Source organism: Actinomyces oris, from assembly GCF_001937665.1.
In the GTDB taxonomy this organism is placed as follows: Bacteria; Actinomycetota; Actinomycetes; order Actinomycetales; family Actinomycetaceae; genus Actinomyces; species Actinomyces stomatis.
Map to the genome: position 1 here is coordinate 40,915 of NZ_MSKL01000010.1, position 22,273 is coordinate 63,187.

The following is a 22,273-nucleotide window of genomic DNA, read 5'->3' on the forward strand; positions in this document are numbered from 1 at the left end:
ACGGCTGACGATGATGAACTGCCTCCCCCACCTGGGGGAGGCTCCCGCGCAGGCGCTCTCAGTAGGGTCGGCCCATGGCCGACGTCCCCGTCTCCTCCAGCGCGCACGCCCGCAGGGTGCAGATCCTCGTCTGGAGCGGCTCCGCTTCGATCACCGTGGTGCAGACGCTGCTCGCCCTGATTGCGTACCTCAAGCTGGAAGGCGGCTCCACGGTCGTGCCGGGCCTGGCCCGCTGGCAGGTGATGTATGCCGGGCACTTACTCATCTCCTTAGCCTGCCTTCTCCTCCTCATCCCGGTCCTCAGAGGACCCCGCCCGTCATTGCCGATCCTTATCGTTGTCCTGGGACTCATTCCCTCTTGGCCGCAGGTGGCGGTTTACGTGGCTGCGACTGTTATCGGCATGCGTAAAGGGGCGAGGACGATACCGGTGGTAGTGGTCGCCACGACCGTAGGTGTGGGCCTGTCTCCGCTCCTCAATCCGAGTCGCGGAGAGGGTGCGCTGTTATTTGTCACCACATACGCGGTCAGTACTCTCCCGATCTGCATCGTCTGCGTCATGCTGGGCGTCAACCTGCAGGCCCGCGAGGAGCTGCTGCGCTCAGCCTCCCGCGAGGCCCGCCTCATCCGCACCACGCAAGAGGCGCGCATCGCCCAGAGCCGCGCCGAGGAACGTGCCCGCATCTCCCGCGAAATGCACGACTCCCTCGCCCACCGCCTCTCCCTGGTCTCCCTCCACGCCGGCGCGCTCCAGACCCGCACCGACCTGGATATGGGCAGCGTCCGCAGGATCGCGGACAGCATCCACACCCTCGCCGCCGACTCCGGACGCGAGCTGCGCCAGATCCTCGCCGTCCTGCACGACGACGGTTCCGCCGATGGCGCCCGCGCCACCTGGTCCGATGTCGAGGACGTCCTGTCCTGGGAGCGGGAGGCCGGACAGCAGATCGACCTGCACCTGGCCGAGTCCTGGGCGGATTCCTTCGAGGCCGCCGGCGCCCGCAGCCGGCACGCGGTCCTGCGCACCATCGAGGAGCTGCTCACCAACGCCCGTCGCCACGGGGCCGGCGGCGTGGTCCACCTCGACTGCGAGGTCGAGGCCTCCGACGGTCTCAGCGACGACGGCGCGGCCCTCGTGGTGCGGTGCGTCAACGACTGCCCGTCCAAGCCTCGGCCGACGGCGCCCGGCGGCGGCCTGGGCCTGGAGGGCCTTCGCGAGCGGCTGCGGCTTCTCGGAGGCGAGCTGCACGTCTCGCAGCCGGCCGGCCAGACGGCGACACCGGATCGGTCCGACCGCACTGAGCAGCCTCGCCGCTTCGTCGTCATGGCCGCCGTCCCCGCCCGAGGTCGTGCTGACTGACCGTCGTCATCATGCGACCGAGAGGTGGACGTGTGCCCGAAAGGCATCCCCCACCTGGCGGAGGCGGCCGCGGCCGGCGCCCGGCTAATGTCCGTGCCGAACCTGCCGGGGGAGTGAGAGGAACACCGATGAGAACGCTGGAGATCGCAGTGGTTGCCATGGATGCAGTGGTACTGCTCCTCACGGTCTTCAGGCTGCCGCCCCGCTGGTGGCAGGTGGCTTCCAAGGTGTCGAGCATGCGACGGTGGCTGCGGGCCGAACCCGTCCTGCTGGTGGGGCTTCTCCTTCCCCTTCTGGCCCACCTCGTCATCGAGCGGCACCGGTTCGTCATGATCCCGGCCTACGTCGTCACAGTGGCATTGGCCTGTGTCCTTCTGACGCGCTGGTTCCGCCGGGCTCGTCGTACCGCCGACGCTCCGCGGCGCGGGCGGCCCGCCCTGCGAGTGCTGGGGCGTATCACCGCGATGATGTCAGGGGCGCTCGCTCTGGCGGTGTCATCTGCGGCCGGCTTCCTGCTCCCGGTTTTCAAGCTTCCGACGCCGACCGGTCCCTACGCCGTCGGGTACACCGAGGAGCACCTGACGGACTCCAGTCGCCAGGAGTGGACAACGCCCGATGAGGACGACCTGCGTGAGGTCGAGTTCTCAATCTGGTACCCGACGGAGGCGACGGCCCAGGGAAAGCCACTTGCCCTGGATCGCAGGCTGGCCAAGAGCACTGCGATGAACGGCGACGACGTGTTTGGAACCGCTCGTGCCAGGGGCGCGCTGGAGAACTCGTTGGATCATTTCCGGCTGATCGACACCCATGCGGTACACGGGGGTGAGATCGTCCAGGTACCGGGCGGATTCCCCGTCATCTTCTACTCCCCAGCCTTAAGGGCCGGCCGTTTCGACAACACCTCACTCATGGTGGACCTGGCCAGTCAGGGTTACGTCGTCGTCGCTGTGGACCACCCCTACACCTCCGGTGCCCCTGTCTCCCTGAGCAGTGGTCGCCAGGTCGACCGTGACCCGGGTGAGCCCTCGGCTACCGAGGCGGGCCAGCGCGAGAGCTGGCTCGAAAGGGCGGCCCGTTGGACCGCCACCAACTCCGCGGATCTCTCCTTCATCCTGGACCACCTCACGGCGCTCAATGCGGATCCCGGCAGCCCGTTCCATCATCGGCTCAACCTCGACTCGGTGGGTGCTATGGGTTTCTCCCTCGGGGGCGCCAGTGCGGAGCAGGCCCTGGCTGATGATCCCCGCTTCGATGCCGGCGTCAACATGGACGGAACCCACTTTGGAACGGTCCGCGACACCGGCGTGCCGGTCCCCAGCCTCAATATTCTGTCCACCGATCACGTCGCTGACATCTCCAAGGCCCGTAAAGGGGAACAAACCCAGGACGAGGGTTCTATCGAGGATGCCCGGTTTCAGGAGCAGTTCCACGACCGCAGTACCGGACCGACCTGGGCCGTCACCATTGAGAACACCAACCATGTCAGCCACGACCTGTTCTCCTTCATCAGCCCCGCTCTGACCGGCAATACGGTCCAGCCGCAGACCGAGGAGACGATTCGGGCGCTGGTGAGCGACTTCTTCAACCACACCCTGCGCGGCCAGGAGCCCAGGCTGCTGGGTCACGACTCCGCCGTACCCCGGAAGGTTCACTTCCTGCCCGATCCGGCCCGCCCCGACGTACAGTAGACCCCCAGGTAGTTGAACAAGCAAAGGAATCGGCATGGACTCACCGCAGCGCCGTGTACGTGTTGTCATCGTTGACGACGACGCCCTCGTACGCGCTGCCTTGCGTCTCATCCTGGAGAGCGACTCCGGCGTCACGGTCCTCGGTGAGGGTTCCGACGGGCGCAGCGGCTACGACGCGGCGCGCAGTCTGCGCCCCGACGTCGTCCTCATGGACCTGCACATGCCCGGCACCGACGGCGTCTGGGCCACCGCCCAGATCGCCGCCGACTGCCCTGACACCAAGGTCCTCGTGCTGACCGCCTTCGACACCGACGCGATGGTCGCCGCCGCCCTACGCGCCGGCGCCACCGGCTTCCTGCTCAAGGACAGCGCCCCCGAGATCATCTTCCGCGCCGTGCACGCCGCCGCCGACGGCCAGCGGGCCTTCTCCGGCTCCGTCCTGGACCGGCTCGTCGAGGCCGCCGTCGAGGCCACCCCGCAGCGCCGCGCCTTCCCCGAGACCGTCACCGACCGGGAGCGCCAGGTCGCCCTGCTCGTGGCCCAGGGCCTGGGCAACGGCGAGATCGCCGAGGAGCTCGTCGTTGGAGCCAGCACCGTCAAGACCCACGTCTCCGCCCTGCTGGACAAGTTCGGCGTCACCAACCGGGTCCAGCTCGCCGTCGCGGTGGCCGAGTGTGCCGTCGACGACGTCGCTCGCTGAACCTGCTGCCGCCGGCCTGACGGCACCCACTCCCGCCCAACCGGCCGGGGCCTCGGGCCACTCGCCAGGAGTGAGCCCGAGGCCCCGAAGTGTCCCGCGGGTGCAGTGCTGTCGGTCAGCCCTCGGCTCTGCCAGCGGCTGGTCGGGGCTCTGCGGCGCAGGTGGTGCCTTCTGCCGGGACGGTCCCGTTGACCAGGAAGTCGGTCATGGCCGCAGTGGCACAGGCGTTGCTGCCGAAGGTGACGTGCCCGTAGCCCTCGACGGTGAGCAGGTGGCCGTTGTCCAGCTGGTCGGTGAGGCTCTGGGCCCAGGGGTAGAGGGTCCGGGAGTCCTTGGTGAGCCCGACGACGAGGATCGGGTCGGAGCCCTCGGCGTGGGTCTCCTGGGGCGGGGTCTGCCCCCGGTGTCCCCAGCCGCGGCAGTAGGCGTCCAGACCATGTGAGGTACCGCCGAAGAAGGGGGAGGTCTTCTTCTCGGCGGCTGCCTGAGCGTCCCAGTCGGAGACGGTGTCGGCCGTGTCCGGGTAGTCGTTGCAGATGACCGCGGCAGACATGAACAGGGTGTTGGCCCCGGCGACGGCCTGCTCGGCGGTTGTCGGCAGCTGAGATGCGAGCGTGCTCTGCTTCGCTGCCACCATGAGGGCGCCGTCGCGGTTACTCATCGCCGGGGCGAGCATGGCGGTCAGCGCGTCCCAGTCCGGTTTCTCGACCGCGTAGTGCTGGATGATGGTGGTGGCCTCCTGCGTGTTGACGGTGACGCTGGAGTCCGGGGCGGTGAGAGGCGCCTGGTCCAGGCCGTCGACGAAGGCCGCCAGCTGGGCGATCGCCTCGTCCGTGGAGCCGGTCAGGGGGCAGCCATCATGGGCCTGGCAGTGCTCGACGTACTGGCGCAGGATGCTTTCCTTGAAAGCCGTGACCTCGGCCTCCCCGTCGGACCAGCGCTGCGACGGGTCCATGGCCCCGTCCAGGACGGCGCGTCCGACGCGGTCGGGGAAGAAGTCGGCGTAGACGGCTCCGATATGGGTCCCGTACGAGACCCCGAGGTAGTTCAGCGTGGCGTCCCCGGATGTGGCGCGCAGGACGTCCAGGTCGCGGGCGACGTCTCGGGTGCCGACGTGGTCAAGCAGCTCGGGGACCTCCGAGTGCTGGGCGCACCTGGCGGCGTCGGCCGCGCCCCGGTCCATCTTCTCCTGGGCTGAGAGGTTCTTGGAGGAGATGGTGTTGGATGGCACGACGTCGGAGATCTTGCCGTTCTGGGCGTCGGCGAGGGCCTGGCTGATGTCCTCGTCGGTCCAGCAGGTGATCGGGGTGGACTGCCCCACGCCGCGCGGATCGAATCCGACAACGTCGTAGCCGGCTCGGAGCTCCTCGGGCAGGGCGGTGGCCTGGGCCTCCAGCTCCTGGATCCCGCTGCCGCCGGGGCCTCCTGGGTTGGTGAACAGGGAGCCGTGCTCGGCGTTGCCGTCGGAGGCGGGAAGCTTCTTCAGGGCGATCGTGATGGTTTGGCCGCCAGGGTTGTTGTAGTCCAGGGGGACGGTGACCGTCCCGCACTGGAAGGGTGAGGTGCCGTCTGAGCAGTCCTGCCAGTCGATGTCCTGGTTGTAGAAGCTCTCCAGCCCTTGCGGGACGCTGGTCTGAGAGGCGGAGGCGCCGGTGGAGCTGGCAGTGGATCCACCGGTGGAGTCCCCATGAGATCCGCTAGCTGTGGTGCTGGTCTGGTCGGTGGGCACTGGTACAGATGTGGGGGTTGCGGCGCCGGCGGCGGAGATCTGCGGCTGGCACGCTGCCAGGGTTGCCGACAGCATCAGTGCTGCCAGGGACGCGGCCGCCTTCCGCGTGGTGAGGGGGGTCGGTCTCATGAGGTTGTGCTCCTTCGGGTGCCGGGGTCGTCGTCGACTTCTGCGTGCTGACGGCCGCGCCCGTGGCGGCCGTCGGGAGGCGTACCTCCTGTCTGGCTCGTGCCTGCGGGTGGGGCTCTGTCCGGACTGGGCTCTCACGCGTCCGGACCTCTACGACGATAAGAGCGCGGCGGTGCTGGCTTCCTCGGCCGGTGGGCCAGAATCTGCCGACCTGCTGGAGGAGAGGGACGACGTCGTCCTCCCCCATGTGGCCGCTGTGCACGTCCCCGCTGCCCGTCGCTCAACAGTCCGGGGCCTCGGGGCCACTCACCAGGAGTGGTCCCGAGGCCCCGAAGCCTCTCGTGCTCGCAGCTGCGCCTTCCTCGTCGCCCTACGCCGTCGCGGTGACCGGACCGGCAACGGGGGCGTCGTCGGAAGCAGGCCCGGATACGGTGCCGGCGCCCGAGGCGGTGCGCCGGGAACCGGCCTGCAGGAGCACGAGTGCCAGCGGCGCCACCGGCACGATCGCGAAGAACACGGTCGCCCACAGCGCACTGAGGCTGAGGAGCTCGTGGATGAACAGGATCGTGGGGGCGAAGATCACCACGATGATGAAGGCCGCCAGGGCCCCGATCACCGGCCGCATCCGCTGTGGCGCCAGGGCGGTCAGCGCCAGGGCGAGCGTGGGGAGGACCAGGACATAGGCGGCGCCGGGCACCAGCACCATGAGCGGGATGCAGGCGGCCGCCAGCAGGAGCAGCACCGCGGCGAGGGTCTCCTGCCCGAGCCCCTCTTTCCAGCGCCGCACCACGAAGCGCGCCGTGAGCCCAACCCCGATGAGCGCTCCGCCGGCGAACATCCACGGCAGTAGGGGGTTCGGTCCGAGTCCGCTCTCCGGCGCCCAATTCATCGCCATGGCCCCGAGCTGCACCAGCCCCGCCGCGGCGGATGCGGACGTGGCCCGCCAGGTCAGGCCCCAGACAGTTCCCAGGACCCGCTTCCAGCGCAGCGACCTGACCCGTACCACGACGACGCCGAGCGCGGCGATGACGGCCAGGCAGCCCAGCCCCGTCCCGACCGCCGCCGGGTAGCGCACCGTCAGCCCCCGCCACAGCTGGAAGAAGTGGAGGTCGCCGTCGGCCGTCAGCGTGGGGGCCTGCCCGTCGAAGGCCCAGGCCCGCGTGAGGCCGAGGACCTGGTCGCCGTAGTGCTGGAGGGTCGAGTGGTCGACGTAGCGCGGGGCGTCCGTGGACTGGTGGTAGTGGTCGGCATCCCCGACCGCCGCGATATTGAGCACCGTGAAGCCCTCGGGGATGAGGTTCGTCATGTCGGTGGAGTTGGGCATGAGTGCGTACAGCGAGGGGAAGAGCGAGCCGGTCACGGGCTGTTTCACGTTGCTGAGGAAGTAGCCGGCGACGGCGCTGTTGTTCGGGGAGGTCTCGAACATGAACGCCGGGCCGCTCATGCCGCGCGCTTCGAGGTTGAGGACGAGGTCGACGTTCTCGTAGTCGGCGCGGTGGTGGCGCATCTCATTGCGGGCGCCGATGAGGCCGATCTCCTCAGCGTCGGTGATGACGATCTTCAGCGAGTTCTCCGGCTGGCGCCCCTCGGCCTTGAGGGCCCGGAGCGTCTCGACGATGGTGGCCACGCCGTAGCCGTCATCGGCAGCCCCGTAGGAGTCACCGGAGGTGGTGAAGCGCGCTCTGTCCCCGTCTGAGTCCGTGGCCGAGTCGTAGTGGGCCATGAGTGCCATGGTGCGTTCCGACTTCCCCGGCACGTCGACGACGATCGTCTCGGCCGGCGCGTCCTTGACCGCCGCCTGCTGCTCGGTGGACAGCATGTCGAAGGTCTCCTTGTCCACCGGCTCGCTGAAATCGAATAGCGGGTCGGAGTGCACGTCGGCGGTGTAACCCAGGTCGGCGAACATGCCGATGACGTCGTCACGCGCCCGGTCGTGCGCTTCTCGGTTGAGGACGCTGTGGGGTTCGTCGGCGAGCCGGTTGATGGAGGCCATGGCGCGCTCGGCGGAGAACTCGGTCGGGTCGGTGGTGGTCGGTGCGGGGGAGGGCAGGATGAGGACGCTCAGGCCCGCCACCAGTCCCAGCAGGGCAGCGATCGGGGCCAGCAGGCGCCGGGAGAGATCGGGTACGGAGAAACGGTGAGTAGTCATGGCAAGGAACCTAGGAACTCGAAAATGACGTGTTGATCGGTCGAGAGGTCGAAGTTGGTGGTCTTCAGGTGGAAATGGGCGGGGCTCGGCTCCCCCACCTGGGGGAGGGCAACGGTTGAGAAAGCATCGGGTCGGCTGGTTCAGGCCTTGGGCCAGGCGACGAACAGGCAGACGGCGACGAAGGCGACAGTCAGTGCCAGCTGTGTCCAGCCGAGCCAGGCCCGGCGACGTGGCAGGGTGGGCAGGTCCGGCCACAGCGTCATGCCCCGGACGATCCCGTACAGGCCGGGCAGCGACGCCACCGCCAGGATCCAGGTGGGCACGTGCGCCCAGGGCCCCGAGGCCGCGGCCGCCGCCAGGCAGGCGAGGAGTGCGGCCACGCGGCAGATCACCGCCATGCGGCTGGGTGCGCTCGCTGCGCGGGCGGCCGTGTACAGGCCCATGACCAGCGCCAGGATGGTGAAGATGCCGAGGATCATGCCCTGGAGCAGCATCTCGGCCGGCACCGGTAGGTGCGCCGTCGAGATCTTCTGCCCGTCGGTCAGGAGCGTCGCGGCGAGCGCGGCGGCGGTGCCGTCCGTGTTCTGGTCGGTGTAGACCATGACGGCCTTGCCCGATTCCTTGTCGATGGCCAGGTGCGTCATGTACTCCGACGTGGTGCCGCCGTGGCTGATGATCGTGTGCCCGTCGACGACGTCGGTGTACCAGGTGTAGCCGATCTTCTCGCCCGGCAGCTGGAAGCCGGCCAAGACCTCCGCGGGCCACCGAGCCTCCTGAGGAGCGACCCCGCCGGGGACGGTGTCGGTCAGGACCGCCTGCGCGTAGCGGGTCATGTCTTCCGGGGTGCTCCACACCCCGGCGCCGGCCGGGTTGGAGGCCGTGCCGCTGAGCGACTGGCCGCGGCGCCCATTGGCCTGGACCCCGTGGATGGCGCCGTCGGGAATCTCGGACTGGTTGGCGGTGAGGGTCGTGTGCTCCATGCCCAGCGGCGTGAAGAGCCGCTCCGAGACGTAGGACTTCCAGGAGTCGGCCCCGGCGGCGCGCCTGAGGGCCTCACCCAGCAGCGAGATGCCCAAGTTGGAGTAGGCGAACTCGCCGCGCTTGCCCATCTCGGTGGTGCGGGTCTTCTCGATGAGCTGGTCGGTGCTGTCGGTGAAGGGGTTGAGCCCCAGGATGTCGCCTCGCAGCACGAACTTGCTCAGGTCCTGTGAGGGGACGCCCGGGATGCCGGAGCGGTGCGAGGCGACCTCCTCCAGGGTGGCCTCGCCCGCCGGAGTGCCGGCGAGCTCGGACAGGTGGGTAGACAGCGGGTCGCTCGCCTTGACCTCGCCGCGCGCGATGGCATCGGCCAGGAGCTGGCCGCTGAAGGTCTTGGTGATCGAGCCGATCTCCATGGGGGTGGTGGACGTGTACTGCTGGCCGGAGGTGGCGGTGCCGATGCCGGCGTGGCGGGCGCCCTCGGCGGTGATGACGGAGACGTGGATGCCCTGGGCCTGGTAGTCATCGGGCAGGAGGTCGATGACCTGCTTGGCCAGGTCCTTGTCTCCCGTGATGGAGGAGGTGTCGGCCTTCGGCGCGTGCGGCCCGACGGCAAAGACCGTCAAGGCCAGGCAGGCCGCCAGGACCGCGCAGGCCCAGCGGGGCAGAAGGCCGTGTGACCGGATGGGAGACGTGGGTCTGACCTGCTGCGACGGAGGGCGGGAACGGCGGAGGGGAGAGGTGTCAGTGCTCATGGAGCCAGGTTGTCGGAGCGTGATCGCCCACACGATCCGGCCACCTGGTCGCTCGATGTCGGGTCAGCCCGACAAAAGAATGACGGTCCGCGAGGAGGGCAGGTCGGCGGGGTGACATGGGGCGCCCCGTCCTGATCTGGGTGAGCGCCGGTGACGGGGACGCTGATGAACAACCTCCCATGCGGTTCCGGACGTGCAGAGGGCCTTGGAACGGTGGGGAGTGTCCAAATCGGTGACAAAGGCGGTTGCAGGCGTTGAGTGCGCTTGAAAAAACCGCATGATTCCGCGGTTCGCGTGGCTCGGCGAAAAGTGGTTGAGCTCCTTTGTCTCCGATTTGGACACAATGCTCGGGCTACCAGGGCGTGATGTCTCTGGACATGGGTGACAGTTCTGTGTCAGGACTTCGATGGGTCCTGGAGACCACAGGCTGACGGATGTGCCAGTTGTCCACAGGGCGCCGGCGACCGGGTTGCGCCCACTCCGCAGGTGGGCGGCAATGGGCTCCATGAGCACCTTGGACACAGACCTGCTCGCCGTTGTTCGTGGCTGCTACGGCGCGGTGCGCGTTCGGGACCTTGACCTGTCTCGCACTCAGCGCCGTCATATCGCCTCTCTTGTGAGAGTCGGTGAGCTCATCGACCATGAGCACGGTGTCGTCAGTCTTCCGGGGGTGGAACGTGCCGTCGTTCTGGCGCGTATCCACGGTGGACTTCTCTCCTGTCAGGCCGCTATGCGCTACTACGACCTGCCGGTGACACAAGGGGCCGAACAGGTTCATCTTGTGGTCGCGACAGGTAGGCGATTCTCAGTTGTTGGGCGGGAGGTGCTCCATGCAGACCGGCATCGGACTCGGTTATCGCCAACCTCTTACCCGGTGCAGTCACTTCCTGAGGCGCTGGCTCGTTTTCTGCGCTGCCACGTTCATGACGAGTCTCCGCTCATCGCTCTTGACGCAGCACTTCACGATGAGCGCGTCACTGTCGGGCAGGTTCGCGACCTGCTTCGCGGCCCTGGTTCGGCCCGTGCGCTCGCTCGGCTCGATCGTGCCAGCGACCGGGCCCGTTCCCCGTTGGAGACGCTGGCGCGAATGGACCTCGAGGCTGCAGGACTGAGCTTCGAGGACGGGGTGGAGATCGAGGGCGTCGGCGAGGTGGACCTGGTGGTCGAGGGATGGGTGGTCGTGGAGCTGGACGGCTACACCTACCACTGCGACGAGTACCAGTTCGGCCTCGACCGATGGCGCGACCGCCGGCTTGTTGCCCGCGGCTTCCTGCCACTGCGCTTCACGAGGAAGGATGTCTACGCGCATCAGGTCGTCCCGGACGTGCAGAGGGCCTTGGAACGGTGGGGAGTGTCCAAATCGGTGACAAAGGCGGTTGCAGGCGTTGAGTGCGCTTGAAAAAACCGCATGATTCCGCGGTTCGCGTGGCTCGGCGAAAAGTGGTTGGGCTCCTTTGTCTCCGATTTGGACATGAACCTCCCTCGGAGGGTCTTCCACAGCTCTGGTGATGCCTCTTCGTCGGGGGATGGCAGGCGGCCGGCGGCAATGATGCTGGGGCAAGTGGGTCGTGCGGAGAGCGATCACGCGTAGAGGTGAGGGTTGCGCTCCCGCCCCCGTCCCAACACGCCGGGCAGGAGTGATCTGGGCCTCATATGTGCGCTCCGGGCGGTTCTGCCGGCTCGTGTTCCAGCTTCGACGGCATCCGCGGGATCGCGCGAGAAGGTGTTGCCTATCAGGACAAAAGTCCTTACCTCTATCGCAAGATGTTGTGGTCCAGATACAATCAAGACACAAGATGATGTGGCTCAATGCGGCTCCTGCGGTGCATGCGGGCGTAGGGTCGGCACCGGTGCCGCCGACCGACCCGCTCTCAGCAGGTAGTGCGCAGTCGCTGGCGGCGCCGGGAAGAACCGGCCCCATCCACGCTCGACAGGGCCGCGAACAGGAACGAGAAGGACCATCGGAGAGACCCGTGCTCGAGAACCACCCCGCCCCCACCGACACTGCCACCCCGAGCCCCGTCGACGGCCCGGCCTCGACTCCGGTCGCCACCCCCGCTTCCACGCCGGCGCCCGCCGCCGACTCGCGCCTCGTGGCCCGCGGCTCGGCCGACTCGGCCGTGGCCCGCGGCGAGCGCCCCACCGTGGACGCCATCGCCACCATCACCGAGTACCTGGACCGCTCCGACTGGCGCGTCAACGCCAACGCCAACCAGGGCTACTCGCTGGGCGGGATGATGCTCAACACCTCCGGCAAGGTCGTCGCCAACTACTGGCTCAGCCAGGTCTACCCGGCCGCCGCCGGCCAGGCCCACCGCAACGCGGACCTCCACATCCACGACCTGGACATGTTCGCCGGCTACTGCGCCGGCTGGTCCCTCAAGGACCTCCTTCAGCAGGGCTTCAACGGCGTCCCCGGCGCCATCGCCGCCGGCCCCGCCAAGCACTTCTCCTCCGCCGTCGGGCAGATCGTCAACTTCCTGGGCACCCTGCAGAACGAGTGGGCCGGCGCCCAGGCATTCTCCTCTTTCGACACCTACATGGCGCCCTTCGTCCGCCTGGACGACATGACCTACGCCCAGGTCAAGCAGTGCATGCAGGAACTCATTTTCAACCTCAACGTCCCCTCGCGCTGGGGCACTCAGACGCCCTTCACCAACCTCACCTTCGACTGGACCTGCCCCGCGGACCTGGCCGACGAGCACCCCCTCATCGGCGACGACGTCTGCGACTTCGCCTACGGCGACCTCCAGGCGGAGATGGACCTCATCAACCGCGCCTTCATGGAGGTCATGACCGAGGGCGACGCCGAGGGGCGCGTCTTCACCTTCCCCATCCCCACCTACAACATCACCCGGGATTTCGACTGGGACGCCCCCAACACCGAGCTGCTGTTCACCATGACCGCGAAGTACGGCCTGCCCTACTTCCAGAACTTCATCAACTCTGAGCTCGACCCCGGCATGATCCGCTCCATGTGCTGCCGCCTCCAGCTCGACCTGCGCGAGCTGCTCAAGCGCGGCAACGGCCTGTTCGGCTCGGCCGAGCAGACCGGCTCGGTCGGCGTCGTCACCATCAACATGGCCCGGCTCGGCCACCTCTACGCCGACGACGAGGCCGCCCTGACCGCCCGGCTCGACGAGCTGCTCGAGATCGGCCGCGACACCCTCGAGCTCAAGCGCACCGTCATCCAGCACCACATCGACGCCGGCCTGTTCCCCTTCACCAAGCGGTACCTGGGCACCCTGGACAACCACTTCTCCACCCTGGGCGTCAACGGCATGAACGAGATGGTCCGCAACTTCACCCACGACGCCTACGACCTGACCGACCCGCGCGGCCACGCCATGTGCGTGCGCCTCCTGGACCACGTGCGAGACAAGATGATCGAGTTCCAGGAGGCCACCGGCCACCTCTACAACCTCGAGGCCACGCCGGCCGAGGGCACCACCTACCGCTTCGCCAAGGAGGACCGCAAGCGCTACCCCGGCATCCTCCAGGCCGGCACGGAGACCAACCCCTACTACACGAACTCCTCCCAGGTCCCCGTGGGCTACACCGACGATCCCTTCGAGGCCCAGGAGATGCAGGAGGAGCTCCAGACCAAGTACACCGGCGGCACCGTCCTGCACCTGTACATGAACGAGCGCATCTCCTCGGCCGCCGCCTGCAAGGAGCTCGTGCGCCGTTCCCTGACCGCCTTCCGCACGCCCTACATCACCATCACGCCGACCTTCTCCATCTGCCCGGTCCACGGATACCTCGTGGGCGAGCACCTCACCTGCGACAAGTGCGCCGAGCTCCACCCGGAGGCCGAACCGGTCGAGTGCGAGGTGTGGACCCGCGTCATGGGCTACTTCCGGCCGGTGCGCTCGTTCAACATCGGCAAGAAGGGCGAGTACATGGAGCGGCAGATGTTCACCGAGGCCGCCGCCGGCGGCCACGGCCCGGCCGTCTCGCGCCTGAGCGCGGTCAGCGCCTGAGGATCCGCGACAGAGAAGGAAAGGAAGGGTAGGTGGCGGACTGGAGCGTTGAGTTCACTCCTCGCGCCGAGAAGGCTGTGAAGCGACTTGATCACAGTGTCAAGAAGCGTGTGGTCGACAAGCTGCGGGAGATTCAGGGGGTTGACGATCCGCGAGACTTCCTGAAGCCGATGACAGGTCCGCTCGCGGGAATGTTCCGACTCCGGGTTGGGGATTATCGGGTGATCATCGACATCCAGGGCGAGCGATGTGTGATCCTCGCGCTCGATGTTGGCCACCGCTCGGTTGTCTATGGCCGGTGACATCACAAGGATTGCTCGTGAATGGGCCACCGAAGTGCCGGGGCGCCCATCATTTCTGTGGTGGACGCCCCGACGCCTTGTCTCGGGGATGCCTGAACTCTATGTCCGTGATGGTTGTGAAGAGAATGGCTGGCACTTATGCTGTAAACATGTCTACAGCAGTTCTGAGCGTACGGCTGCCAGAGGACCTCAAGCGTCGGCTCGATGACCTCGGGAGCCAGACTGGTCGTTCGGCAACGTTCTACGTACGTGAGGCCGTCGAGTCCTACATCGATGACTTGGAGTACGCGTACGCGCTGAAGGCGGAAGCGGAGGCGGTGCGGCGCGGTGAGATCAAGACGCGTCGCCTTGATGAGATCGCGGCGGCGCTCGGCCTCGATGCCTGAGACTGAGGAGACGAGATTCCGGTTGTCCTGCCCTGCTGATGCTTTGGTGATCGCCGGGCTCGTCCCCATGAGCACGGTCGACTGGCCCGATCACCTGACCGCGACGGTCTTCTGCCAGGGCTGTCCCTGGAACTGCTTCTACTGTCACAACCAGGCCCTCATCCCCGCCCGCACGCCCGGCCAGGTGGCGTGGGAGGAGGTGCGCGCCCTGCTGGGCCGTCGGCGGGGGCTGCTCGACGGCGTCGTCCTCACCGGCGGCGAGGCGCTGCGCCAGGACGCCCTGGCCGACGCCGCCCGCGAGGTCATCGACATGGGCTTCCAGGTGGGGCTGCACACGGCCGGGCCCTACCCGCGGCGGCTGCGCGACATGATCGCGGCCGGGCTCGTCGACTGGGTAGGGCTGGACATCAAGGCCCTGCCCGAGCACTACGGGCAGGTGGTCGGCCGGGAGAAGGCGGCCACGAAGGCCTGGGAGAGCCTGGAGGTGCTCGTCGAGGCGGCCAGCCGCGGCGGCCCGGACTTTGAGGTGCGCACCACCGTGGTGCCCGGGGACGTGACGGCCGACGACGCCGTCGAGGTCGCCCGGCGGGTGTACGCAGCGGGGGCGAGGGTCTACGCCCTCCAGCAGGCTCGCGCCGAGGGGACGAGCGGCGAGTTCGACGTCGTGGCACCCGGCTGGGACGGGATGTGCGAGCGCATGGCCGAGCGCATCGAGGCCCTGGGCTGGGAACGCTTCACCTACCGCCCGGCATAGGGCGGCTCGTGTGGGGAGCGGTGTCCATGGTCGGGCGGTGGGTGCGCTACTAGCCTCGGGGCATGAGCTACGACATCCTGATTTTCGAGCCGGCGGCGGTCTCAGACGAGGAATTCCCGCAGTGGTGGGAACAGGTCTCCCGGTGGGAGGAGCCGCGCGACTACGACACCACCGAGGGCTCTACCCCGGCGATCAGGTCCTTCTACCGAGACCTCATCCGCTCCTTCCCCCCGTTCAACGGCCCCGACGCGCTGAGTGAGGAGGAGCTCGAAGAGCGGGAGGACAAGGGGCTGCCGGTCGCCGAATACACCATCGGCGCCGACCACATCTACATCAGTGTCGGCTGGTCGGACGCGAACGCGCTCGTCAAGATCGTCGGCCAGATGGCCTGGACGCAGCGGCTTGCAGTCGCCTACGTCAGTGACGACAGTTCGATCGTCCGGCCGTAGCGGCGGGCGGGGCCGCGGCGCCACGCGGACCTCTCATAAGCGCGGGTGTCTTGTCCGATAACGACCGACTGGTTAGGCTCCTCGTATCCGCTGGAAGGGTTCCCGCATCAAAGGAGACGACCGTGAAACCCGCACGAGCAACCCAGCTTCTCATGACCGCAGGTCTTGCCGTGGCGACGGCCACCGCCTGCTTCCCGGTCCAGCCCCAGGGTGCAGACCCGGGGGCTGCTGCTCTGTCGACCAGTGTCGGCACCGAGCAGGCACCCCCCGGCGGCCCGGCCAGTGCAGCGGCCTCGGCGGTGCCGGCCGGTAATGCCTCCGCACCGGCGGTACCGTCGTCGAGCATGGGGGAGGCGACCACTGCTGCCCCGTCCGGTGAGCCCTCCGCCTTGCCGAGCGAGACCGCCGCCTCCCCGTCCGACGCCGCAACCGCCTCGCCCTCGCAGCCCTCCGAGGGCTCGGGGCGGGGGCGCTCCGAGGTCGAGATCGACGGCTGGAACGTCGACTACTTCGAGGGCTTCGACGGCTCCTTCGAGGACACGAAGTGGGGGCACTACGGCTTGGATAGGGCTGCCGTCGACCATGGCGCCATGGGAATCATGTCGGATGAGAACTCACTTGTTGAGAACGGCAATCTCATTATCCGCACCCAGTACCGGGATGGGCAGTGGAGCGCCGGTGGCGCCTCGAGCGCTGATGCCTTTGCGGCTTCGCGCGGCCGGTGGGAGGTGCGGGCCAAGTTCCCCCGGGCCAAGGGGATCGGCTATGCGATGCTGCTGTGGCCAGAGGATAAGAGTTGGCCGCCGGAGGTTGACTTCGCTGAGGGACGCGTCAACGGGCCGCGGGTGTCGGGCACCTACCACTGGGGTGACTCCACTGAGGAGGGGCACAAGCAGGACCAGCGGGTCTTCGACAACACGGACATGGGCGGCTGGCACACCTACGGTGTCATCGTGGAGGAGGACTACATCGTCTTCACCTTCGATGGCCAGGAGTGGGGGCGGGTCACCCGCGACGATGTCGGCGAGGGCATCACTGACAAGCGGATGTGGTTCGGGGTTCAGACTGGGGCGATGGATCCCAATGGGAAGGCGAACCGGTACGAGACCGTCGACGGCGGTGTCCCCGGCCCGCTCACTCCGGCCGTCTCCGACATTCAGATCGACTACGTCGCCCACTACACCAGGGGGTAGTTCGGCGCTGCGTTGCTCCTCGAGCCTTCGGCCCTGCCTCCGCCACCGCAGCCACAAAGTAGTACATGTAGAACCTTTGTCGTATTCTCGTGTCATGAGTGCAGCGGGTGTGCCGGTTTCTCCGGGGAGCAGGACTGTCGGACTGCGGGAGGTCAATCAGCAGGCCGGGCGGGTCTACCGTGAGGTCGAGTCCAGTGGTGTGCCTGTGACGGTCACCGACCGTGGCCGCCCTATCGCCCAGATCGTCCCAATTCGCGATGATGAGTCCTGGTATGAGCGGATGGTCCGTGAAGGCAAGGTCCGTCCGGCCGCAGACGACTGGGTGCTGTCCACCAGGCGGTGGGAGGCGCCCGAGGGGTTCGACCTTGAGCAGTTCCTCCTCAGTGAGCGCGAGGAGGACAGGTGATCTACCTCGACACCTCGGTGGCGCTGCTCTCCCTCCTTGGCCAGCCCGGAGCTGATGAGGCTGCGCGGCTCATTATGGATGCCCACGCGGAAGAGGGTCTGGTGTCCTCCTGTCTGCTCAAGGTAGAGATGGCGCGGGCGGCGCATCGCGATCACTTCGACGTCCGCGCGGTCGATGAGTTCGTTGTGGGGGTGGAGCTCATTGAGATCGGTCCGGATGTTATCGAGCGCGCCAGCGCCTTGACCGGTGAGCTGAAGTCTCTTGACGCCATTCACCTGGCGACTGCGATGCTGCTGGACAATCCTCGTCACCCTGTCACAATCCTGACTCACGACGCCCGCTTGGCCGACGCCGCCCGGTCCCGGGGACTGGGCGTGATCGATCCGCTGGGCTCATAGCACCTGATAGACCTCGTCGAAGGGTAGGCGCGGGTTGCGCTCCTGGTAGGCGTCCGGTCCTGGGTGACCGACGTTGATGACCAGCAGCACCTCCACATCCTGACCGGCGAAGAACTCGGTCGCCAACGCCTCGGCATCATCGCCGTTCATGGGGCCGGCTGCCAGTCCGACGGCGCGAATCGCCTGGATGACGTAGGCCGTCTGAATCAGTGCTGAGGCGCGTGCCCATCGTGCCCGCATCTCCGCCCCGCCATCCTCCAGCAGCCGCTGGTAGCGCTCGGCGCGCGGGTGCAGCCGCGGTAGGGACCCGACGAAGGACCGATCGGCTGCGCAGACGAGGGTAAGAGGCGCCCCCGCGGCCTGTTCGCGATTGCCGCTGGGAAGACAGGGCAGTAGCCGTTCCCGGGCTGCCGCCGACTGGATGGCTACCACTCTCAACGGCTGGGCGTTGACCGCCGTCGGCGCCCACTTGGCCAGGTCGTGGATCGCCCGCAGCTGGGCGCCGGTCACCGGCTCGTCGGTGAAGGTATACGCGGTGCGTGCCCCGCTGAACAGCAGCGAGGCGTCGGACTCGGTCAGGACGGACTCGCCGGGCACGGGGCCCGGAACCGGAACGGGGGAGACGACTGCCATGCCCCGATTGAAGCACGTGTCGTCTCCCCTGGGCGGAGGTCGTCCCGACAAGGCAGCCTTGCTGTCCCCCGCCCTTGCTCACCTCGACCTCCTGGCTCAGGTCTCGCAGTGGCTCTCCGTCGCGGAGTCGATCCGCGCGGTGGCGGAGAGTGTGTGCTGTGAGGGCCTGGGCCTGGCTGATCAAGAAGTAGCCGTTCTTCTTGATGGAAGGGTGAGGTTCCGGGCCGAGCGCCGCAGGGAATGAGGCAGGAAGTATGGATGAGAATGCCGCTCCTGGCGCTCGGCCTGATTGTGGTTGTCGGCATCGCCTCCTCGTGTTCTGGTGCTGACGCGGCGCGTCGGGCGCCGTCCGCAGTGAAGCGGTTGAGGACAAGGCAACCGAAGCCGTTGTTGCGAGGGTGTTGGCGCAAACGCTTATGCTCCCGCAACGCCCGGGCGGGGTGGCGGGGAGTCGTTTCAGTACAGGAGGAGGGGCAGGAAGGCGCTGAGGTTGTTGAGGCAGTGGATGCTCGCCGGGTAGAGCAGGTTGCGGTCGGTCTTGACATAGAGCAGCCCGCAGCTGAGCCCGAAGAAGGCGTGCGGGATGACGCTCAGTACCTCGGAGAGCGCGAACGAGTGCATGTGCAGCGCACCGAACAGGACGCTGGAGACGACAACGGCCACCCAGGTCGGCGCGAAACGCTCGATGAGCCCAATGAGGAGTTGGCGGAAGAACATCTCCTCCACAATCGGCCCCACGATCCCGAGCACGACGACGATGACGATCGGCGGGAACATCCGCGTGGCTTCGCCAATGCTGGAGTCGTTCTGCAGGGTTGCTCCGGACAGGCCGGCGAGGTTGAGCAGGGCAGAGGACGCCAGGCCTCCGACGAGCTCGATGACCAAGGTGGCGAGTCCGCCCACGATGAGAGCGAGGACGGCCCGCCGCTTACGGGCCGCTACCTGACGGGCGGCCTGGGCCAGCGGGTGGCGGAAGACGACGCAGCCGACGGCGAAGAGAGCGATGTAGAGCGCGAGGCCGGTTGCGGGGCCGGCGTCCCCGGGGATGAGAAAGTGGCCGAGGTGGAGGGGGAAGAAGAAGGCGTAGACGCTTGTGAAGATGACCAGCGCGACGGTGCTCAGTCGGTCGGGCCGGGTGCTCGCGGTCGGAGTCGAGACCGGAGCGGGGGCCGACGGCGCAGGATCTGGTGCCCCGGAGGCGGTCGGCGTCTGCTGGGACAGGGACGTGCGGGAGGTGCTCATGGCCGGAAGTGTGGGGCGTCCGGCTCGTGAGCGGCATCGCCCCGGCGGCCTAACCCAGCGGCGTGCGTCAGACCCTGGTCCGTCAGACTCCGGTTCGACTCCCTAAGCCTCGCTGAGCTGCCTGAGCGCGTGTGTGGTCGGCTGTCGTGGGGCTGGAAGACTGCGCACTAAGCGTAAAAATAGGGGACAATTGTCAAGCAACCGCGCTTCAATTTCTACTCCCAGTAATAGTGAAAAATGTGTGTATCAATGCGATTGCATTTTATGGCTGCGTGAGTTATTACTGCGCCTGGAGTGCTTCAATTCTATCGGCTAGCCGCCCACCATCCCTTCTCCTGACTCGAGGCTCTCGTGAACGCGCCTTTTTTGTCCCCTATTCCTCCCATATTTTCCCGCTCGTCTGTTTTATTAGTGTCTTCCTCGACATCGAGACGGCGGGGGCTGCTGAGGACCTCGGCTCCCGTGCTCCTCGCTCTGGTTCTTGGCGTCGGGCTCGCCGGCTGCGACGACATCGCCAGCACCAGCAGTGATGCTCCGTCGTCAGCTGCGCCGACTGAATCCCAGCAGGATGCCGGTAGCGGCGACTCCACTGGTTCCGAGGAGACACCGGCCGAAGAGCCTGCTGAGGAGCCTGTCGCTGAGCCGACGGAGGACTCCTCCGGTTGGAGCGGCTGGTTCGGCGGCTCGGATTCAGGGGAGGGCTCCAAGTCGGAGGCGAACTCTGAGTCGGAGTCTCAGAAGAAGTCGGAGTCAGAACCGGAGCCGCAGAAGGAGTTCTACTCCAACTGCAAGGAGGCCAAGGCGGCTGGCGTGGCACCGATGTACGAGGGTGATCCTGGTTACCGGCCCGAGCTGGACCGCGATAAGGACGGCACCGCCTGCGATAAGAACGGGTAAGGCCTGGTTGTTGCTGCAGTGAGCCGCTGTCGGTTCACGCCACTCCAAGCTTTGTCCATAGGTGTCCGGTCATGTCGCGTCGAGTGCTATGTGGCATGACGTGGGACAACGTGTTGTCTTTTGTTTTTCTTGGTGAGGTTCTTATGAAGAATTTGCTTGTTCGTCCTGGTTCTCTACTTTCGCCCCGCGCTGGGGGCAGCCGGCCGGGGGTGCTGATGTCGGGTCGCCAGAGGAAGGCGGTGAGGTCGGCGTCTGCGGCCCTGGCCATGGCGGCCTGCGCCGGTCTGGCCGGGTGCGGGGTTCCGTCCGTGGCTGATGATGCGGGCTCGCCGGCACCGGCGCCTTCGCCGATGGCGACTGCTTCGGCGTCGCCGTCTCCTACTCCGACTCCGTCCCCCACTCCGACCCCGACGCCGAGTCCCACCCCGACGCCTACGCCGACGCCCACGCCGTCACCGAGTCCGACGACGCAGGCCCCGACCCCCGAGCCCTCGACGCCGCCTGAGACGCAGGAGCCCGAGCCGACGCCGGAGGCGGATACGCAGGGTGGCGGTGGTGGGGCGGCTCCCGCACCCGCTCCGGAGCCGAAGCAGGAGAGCACGTACTACCCCAACTGCAAGGCCGCGAAGGCAGCAGGTGCTGCTCCCTTGTACCGAGGTGATCCTGGGTATCGCGAGGACCTGGATCGAGACGAGGATGGCGTCGCCTGTGAGATCAAGTAAGGCTCCGTTGACGCCTGCCGTCTAGAACAGTGGGCGTGAGTCTTCCACCTGCTCCGTATGCTTCGTTCGCAACGTTCAGGCGTGGCGAACGAAGCACATTGGGTTGGAGTCGCCGATGGGGCCATGTTTGAGACATGTGATGTTTGCTCACATCATGCGAGTTGAGATGGTGCGATGTGAGCGGAGAAGGACTACGTCCGGATAGATCCTGCTGGTCAGCAAACGCTGTATGCCTGGCAGGCTGACAAGGCCGCTGAAGACCGTGAGGATTATTCGTAAGGTGCCCTGAATGTTTTATTGCAACTGTGTATTCTTAAGCAAGATGGTGACTTGGTCCTAAAGGTCTTTGGTGATCAAAATAATTCAATCAGAAAACGAATCTACATTGTGAATAGCAGGACGAGAATCCCCACTTTGAGGTTGTGGGCTTGTGCGAGGCGATCCGCAATATGGGGCACTCTGCCGGTGTGGGGGCGAGTATCGGGCCTGCTCCTATGCGTACGCCTGACCGTGACCTACCTGAGGCACAACCTGCCCAGGAAATGCTCGGGGGAGTATACGGCGTTTATGGTAAGCAGTGTGGGAGCGATGGTGGTTGTAGCAGTGGTTCCACACCGCGACGCCGTGGCGGCGCTGCTGCTCTGAGGTTTACTCCTGTATAAGCAACAAAAGCACCGGACTGAACGTCCAGGTTGCCTGCACACTTGCGAGTTTCCTGCAAAGGGGATGGACGTGCCCACCGCCGAGGCTCTGCGCCGATCCAGCCTGCTCGACGTGCCCACCAGCGACCTCCCGGACGGGGTGTCACCGCCGCAGTACATCGCCGACAAGGGGTACGTTGGGCCGGAAATAATCGCCTCGAAGAGAATACCTGCACTCATCCGCTCCGTTCTGACGACCAGATCTACGAAAAGACCATCAGAGCATGTCCGCTACAAGATCGAACGAGTCGGCGCCAACACTCAGGAATTGGCGCACCCTATAGGCTAGGTACAAGACCACTAGACACTTTCTCGGTAACCATCAGGATAGTCTTCGAAGTTATTCAAATATACCTCATGAATGAGTCACAGGCAACGAAAAAGTTGGCGGATAAGAGTGGCTGAGGAGGTTTGACAAAGAGCGACATCTCACTTGAAACACATCAGGGGCGGTGACGTGCTTTGATAAGGCCCGTTCACGATATTCCCTCTCCTGGCGCTGGGCTGGGGAACAGGACAAGGCTCACACGCCGACGTCCAGATCGCTCAGGAAGCGGAGGACCTGGGGTTTGGAGACCGGCTCTATTAGAAGGACAACCGCCATCTGCTCAAAGTCCTGATATCCGCCGATATCGTCGCCCAGGTCCGGGCGGATATAGGTGCCGTGTAGGGCCTATATCCGCAGCATAGAGCACTTGGCCTCCACCAACCGACACCGCGT

General features: G+C 66.6%; 19 protein-coding genes and 1 pseudogene. 14 read left to right on the top strand and 6 right to left on the bottom strand.

Annotated features, from left to right (window positions below; translation table 11 throughout):
- The first annotated feature begins 74 nt into the window (after positions 1 to 74).
- From BKH28_RS05035 to BKH28_RS05045, 3 genes are all read left to right on the top strand, one after another.
- The gene (locus tag BKH28_RS05035) at positions 75 to 1,358 is read left to right on the top strand and encodes a sensor histidine kinase (protein WP_075417770.1); all 1,284 of its coding nucleotides are present in this window, start codon (positions 75 to 77) and stop codon (positions 1,356 to 1,358) included.
- Between the two features lie 128 nt (positions 1,359 to 1,486).
- A complete protein-coding gene (locus BKH28_RS05040) occupies positions 1,487 to 3,046 on the top strand; it encodes an alpha/beta hydrolase family protein (RefSeq protein WP_075417771.1) in 1,560 nt (519 codons plus the stop codon).
- Positions 3,047 to 3,080: 34 nt separating this feature from the next.
- A complete protein-coding gene (locus tag BKH28_RS05045) occupies positions 3,081 to 3,746 on the top strand; it encodes a response regulator transcription factor (protein WP_075417772.1) in 666 nt (221 codons plus the stop codon).
- Between the two features lie 115 nt (positions 3,747 to 3,861).
- On the opposite strand, the gene BKH28_RS05050 is transcribed toward BKH28_RS05045, so the two are convergent.
- The 3 genes from BKH28_RS05050 to BKH28_RS05060 all read right to left on the bottom strand — a co-directional run bounded on the left by BKH28_RS05050 (position 3,862) and on the right by BKH28_RS05060 (position 9,486).
- A complete protein-coding gene (locus tag BKH28_RS05050) occupies positions 3,862 to 5,604 on the bottom strand; it encodes an alpha/beta hydrolase (RefSeq protein ID WP_075417773.1) in 1,743 nt (580 codons plus the stop codon).
- Between the two features lie 370 nt (positions 5,605 to 5,974).
- Complete coding sequence (locus BKH28_RS05055; protein WP_075417774.1) at positions 5,975 to 7,753, bottom strand: M20/M25/M40 family metallo-hydrolase; 1,779 nt, start codon at positions 7,751 to 7,753, stop codon at positions 5,975 to 5,977.
- A gap of 140 nt (positions 7,754 to 7,893) precedes the next feature.
- Complete coding sequence (locus tag BKH28_RS05060) at positions 7,894 to 9,486, bottom strand: serine hydrolase domain-containing protein (protein ID WP_075417775.1); 1,593 nt, start codon at positions 9,484 to 9,486, stop codon at positions 7,894 to 7,896.
- 1,087 nt (positions 9,487 to 10,573) lie between these two features.
- Between BKH28_RS05060 and BKH28_RS13775 the strand changes: the two genes are divergently transcribed.
- From BKH28_RS13775 to BKH28_RS05110, 9 genes are all read left to right on the top strand, one after another.
- On the top strand, positions 10,574 to 10,885 hold the full coding sequence (locus tag BKH28_RS13775; RefSeq protein WP_256695495.1) for an endonuclease domain-containing protein: 312 nt from the start codon (positions 10,574 to 10,576) through the stop codon (positions 10,883 to 10,885).
- A gap of 574 nt (positions 10,886 to 11,459) precedes the next feature.
- A complete protein-coding gene (locus BKH28_RS05075; RefSeq protein ID WP_075417777.1) occupies positions 11,460 to 13,469 on the top strand; it encodes a ribonucleoside triphosphate reductase in 2,010 nt (669 codons plus the stop codon).
- A gap of 32 nt (positions 13,470 to 13,501) precedes the next feature.
- Entirely contained in the window at positions 13,502 to 13,771 is a 270-nt protein-coding gene (locus BKH28_RS05080) for a type II toxin-antitoxin system RelE family toxin (RefSeq protein WP_075417778.1), read from the top strand.
- 149 nt (positions 13,772 to 13,920) lie between these two features.
- Complete coding sequence (gene relB / locus BKH28_RS05085; protein ID WP_008732106.1) at positions 13,921 to 14,157, top strand: type II toxin-antitoxin system RelB family antitoxin; 237 nt, start codon at positions 13,921 to 13,923, stop codon at positions 14,155 to 14,157.
- Positions 14,150 to 14,911, top strand: coding sequence for an anaerobic ribonucleoside-triphosphate reductase activating protein (locus tag BKH28_RS05090; RefSeq protein WP_075417779.1), 762 nt, complete (start codon positions 14,150 to 14,152; stop codon positions 14,909 to 14,911). The genes relB and BKH28_RS05090 overlap by 8 nt, the downstream gene beginning before the upstream one ends.
- 62 nt (positions 14,912 to 14,973) lie before the next feature.
- Entirely contained in the window at positions 14,974 to 15,360 is a 387-nt protein-coding gene (locus tag BKH28_RS05095; protein WP_075417780.1) for a hypothetical protein, read from the top strand.
- Between the two features lie 122 nt (positions 15,361 to 15,482).
- Positions 15,483 to 16,553, top strand: a complete 1,071-nt coding sequence (locus tag BKH28_RS05100) for a glycoside hydrolase family 16 protein (RefSeq protein ID WP_075417781.1) — start codon at positions 15,483 to 15,485, stop codon at positions 16,551 to 16,553.
- Between the two features lie 94 nt (positions 16,554 to 16,647).
- Positions 16,648 to 16,959 (top strand): type II toxin-antitoxin system Phd/YefM family antitoxin, encoded by a 312-nt coding sequence (locus tag BKH28_RS05105; protein WP_075417782.1) that lies wholly within the window; start codon positions 16,648 to 16,650, stop codon positions 16,957 to 16,959.
- Positions 16,956 to 17,357 carry a type II toxin-antitoxin system VapC family toxin gene (locus BKH28_RS05110; RefSeq protein ID WP_075417783.1) on the top strand — a complete coding sequence of 134 codons (402 nt, stop codon included), beginning with the start codon at positions 16,956 to 16,958 and terminating at the stop codon, positions 17,355 to 17,357. The genes BKH28_RS05105 and BKH28_RS05110 overlap by 4 nt, the downstream gene beginning before the upstream one ends.
- Here the strand turns inward: BKH28_RS05110 and BKH28_RS05115 are convergent.
- Both BKH28_RS05115 and BKH28_RS05125 read right to left on the bottom strand, forming a co-directional pair.
- Entirely contained in the window at positions 17,352 to 17,990 is a 639-nt protein-coding gene (locus BKH28_RS05115; RefSeq protein ID WP_075417784.1) for a malonic semialdehyde reductase, read from the bottom strand. The two genes, BKH28_RS05110 and BKH28_RS05115, sit on opposite strands and share 6 nt — an antisense overlap.
- Before the next feature lie 456 nt (positions 17,991 to 18,446).
- Positions 18,447 to 19,232, bottom strand: a complete 786-nt coding sequence (locus tag BKH28_RS05125) for a CPBP family intramembrane glutamic endopeptidase (RefSeq protein WP_075417786.1) — start codon at positions 19,230 to 19,232, stop codon at positions 18,447 to 18,449.
- Between the two features lie 462 nt (positions 19,233 to 19,694).
- Between BKH28_RS05125 and BKH28_RS05130 the strand changes: the two genes are divergently transcribed.
- Positions 19,695 to 20,129 carry an excalibur calcium-binding domain-containing protein gene (locus BKH28_RS05130; RefSeq protein ID WP_075417787.1) on the top strand — a complete coding sequence of 145 codons (435 nt, stop codon included), beginning with the start codon at positions 19,695 to 19,697 and terminating at the stop codon, positions 20,127 to 20,129.
- Positions 20,130 to 20,163: 34 nt separating this feature from the next.
- On the opposite strand, the gene BKH28_RS13780 is transcribed toward BKH28_RS05130, so the two are convergent.
- Positions 20,164 to 20,730 (bottom strand): hypothetical protein, encoded by a 567-nt coding sequence (locus BKH28_RS13780; protein WP_256695500.1) that lies wholly within the window; start codon positions 20,728 to 20,730, stop codon positions 20,164 to 20,166.
- Positions 20,731 to 20,746: 16 nt separating this feature from the next.
- On the opposite strand from BKH28_RS13780, the pseudogene BKH28_RS13785 reads away from it, so the two are divergent.
- Positions 20,747 to 20,851 (top strand): annotated as a pseudogene (locus BKH28_RS13785) (excalibur calcium-binding domain-containing protein); the annotation flags it as partial.
- Between the last annotated feature and the right edge of the window lie 1,422 nt (positions 20,852 to 22,273).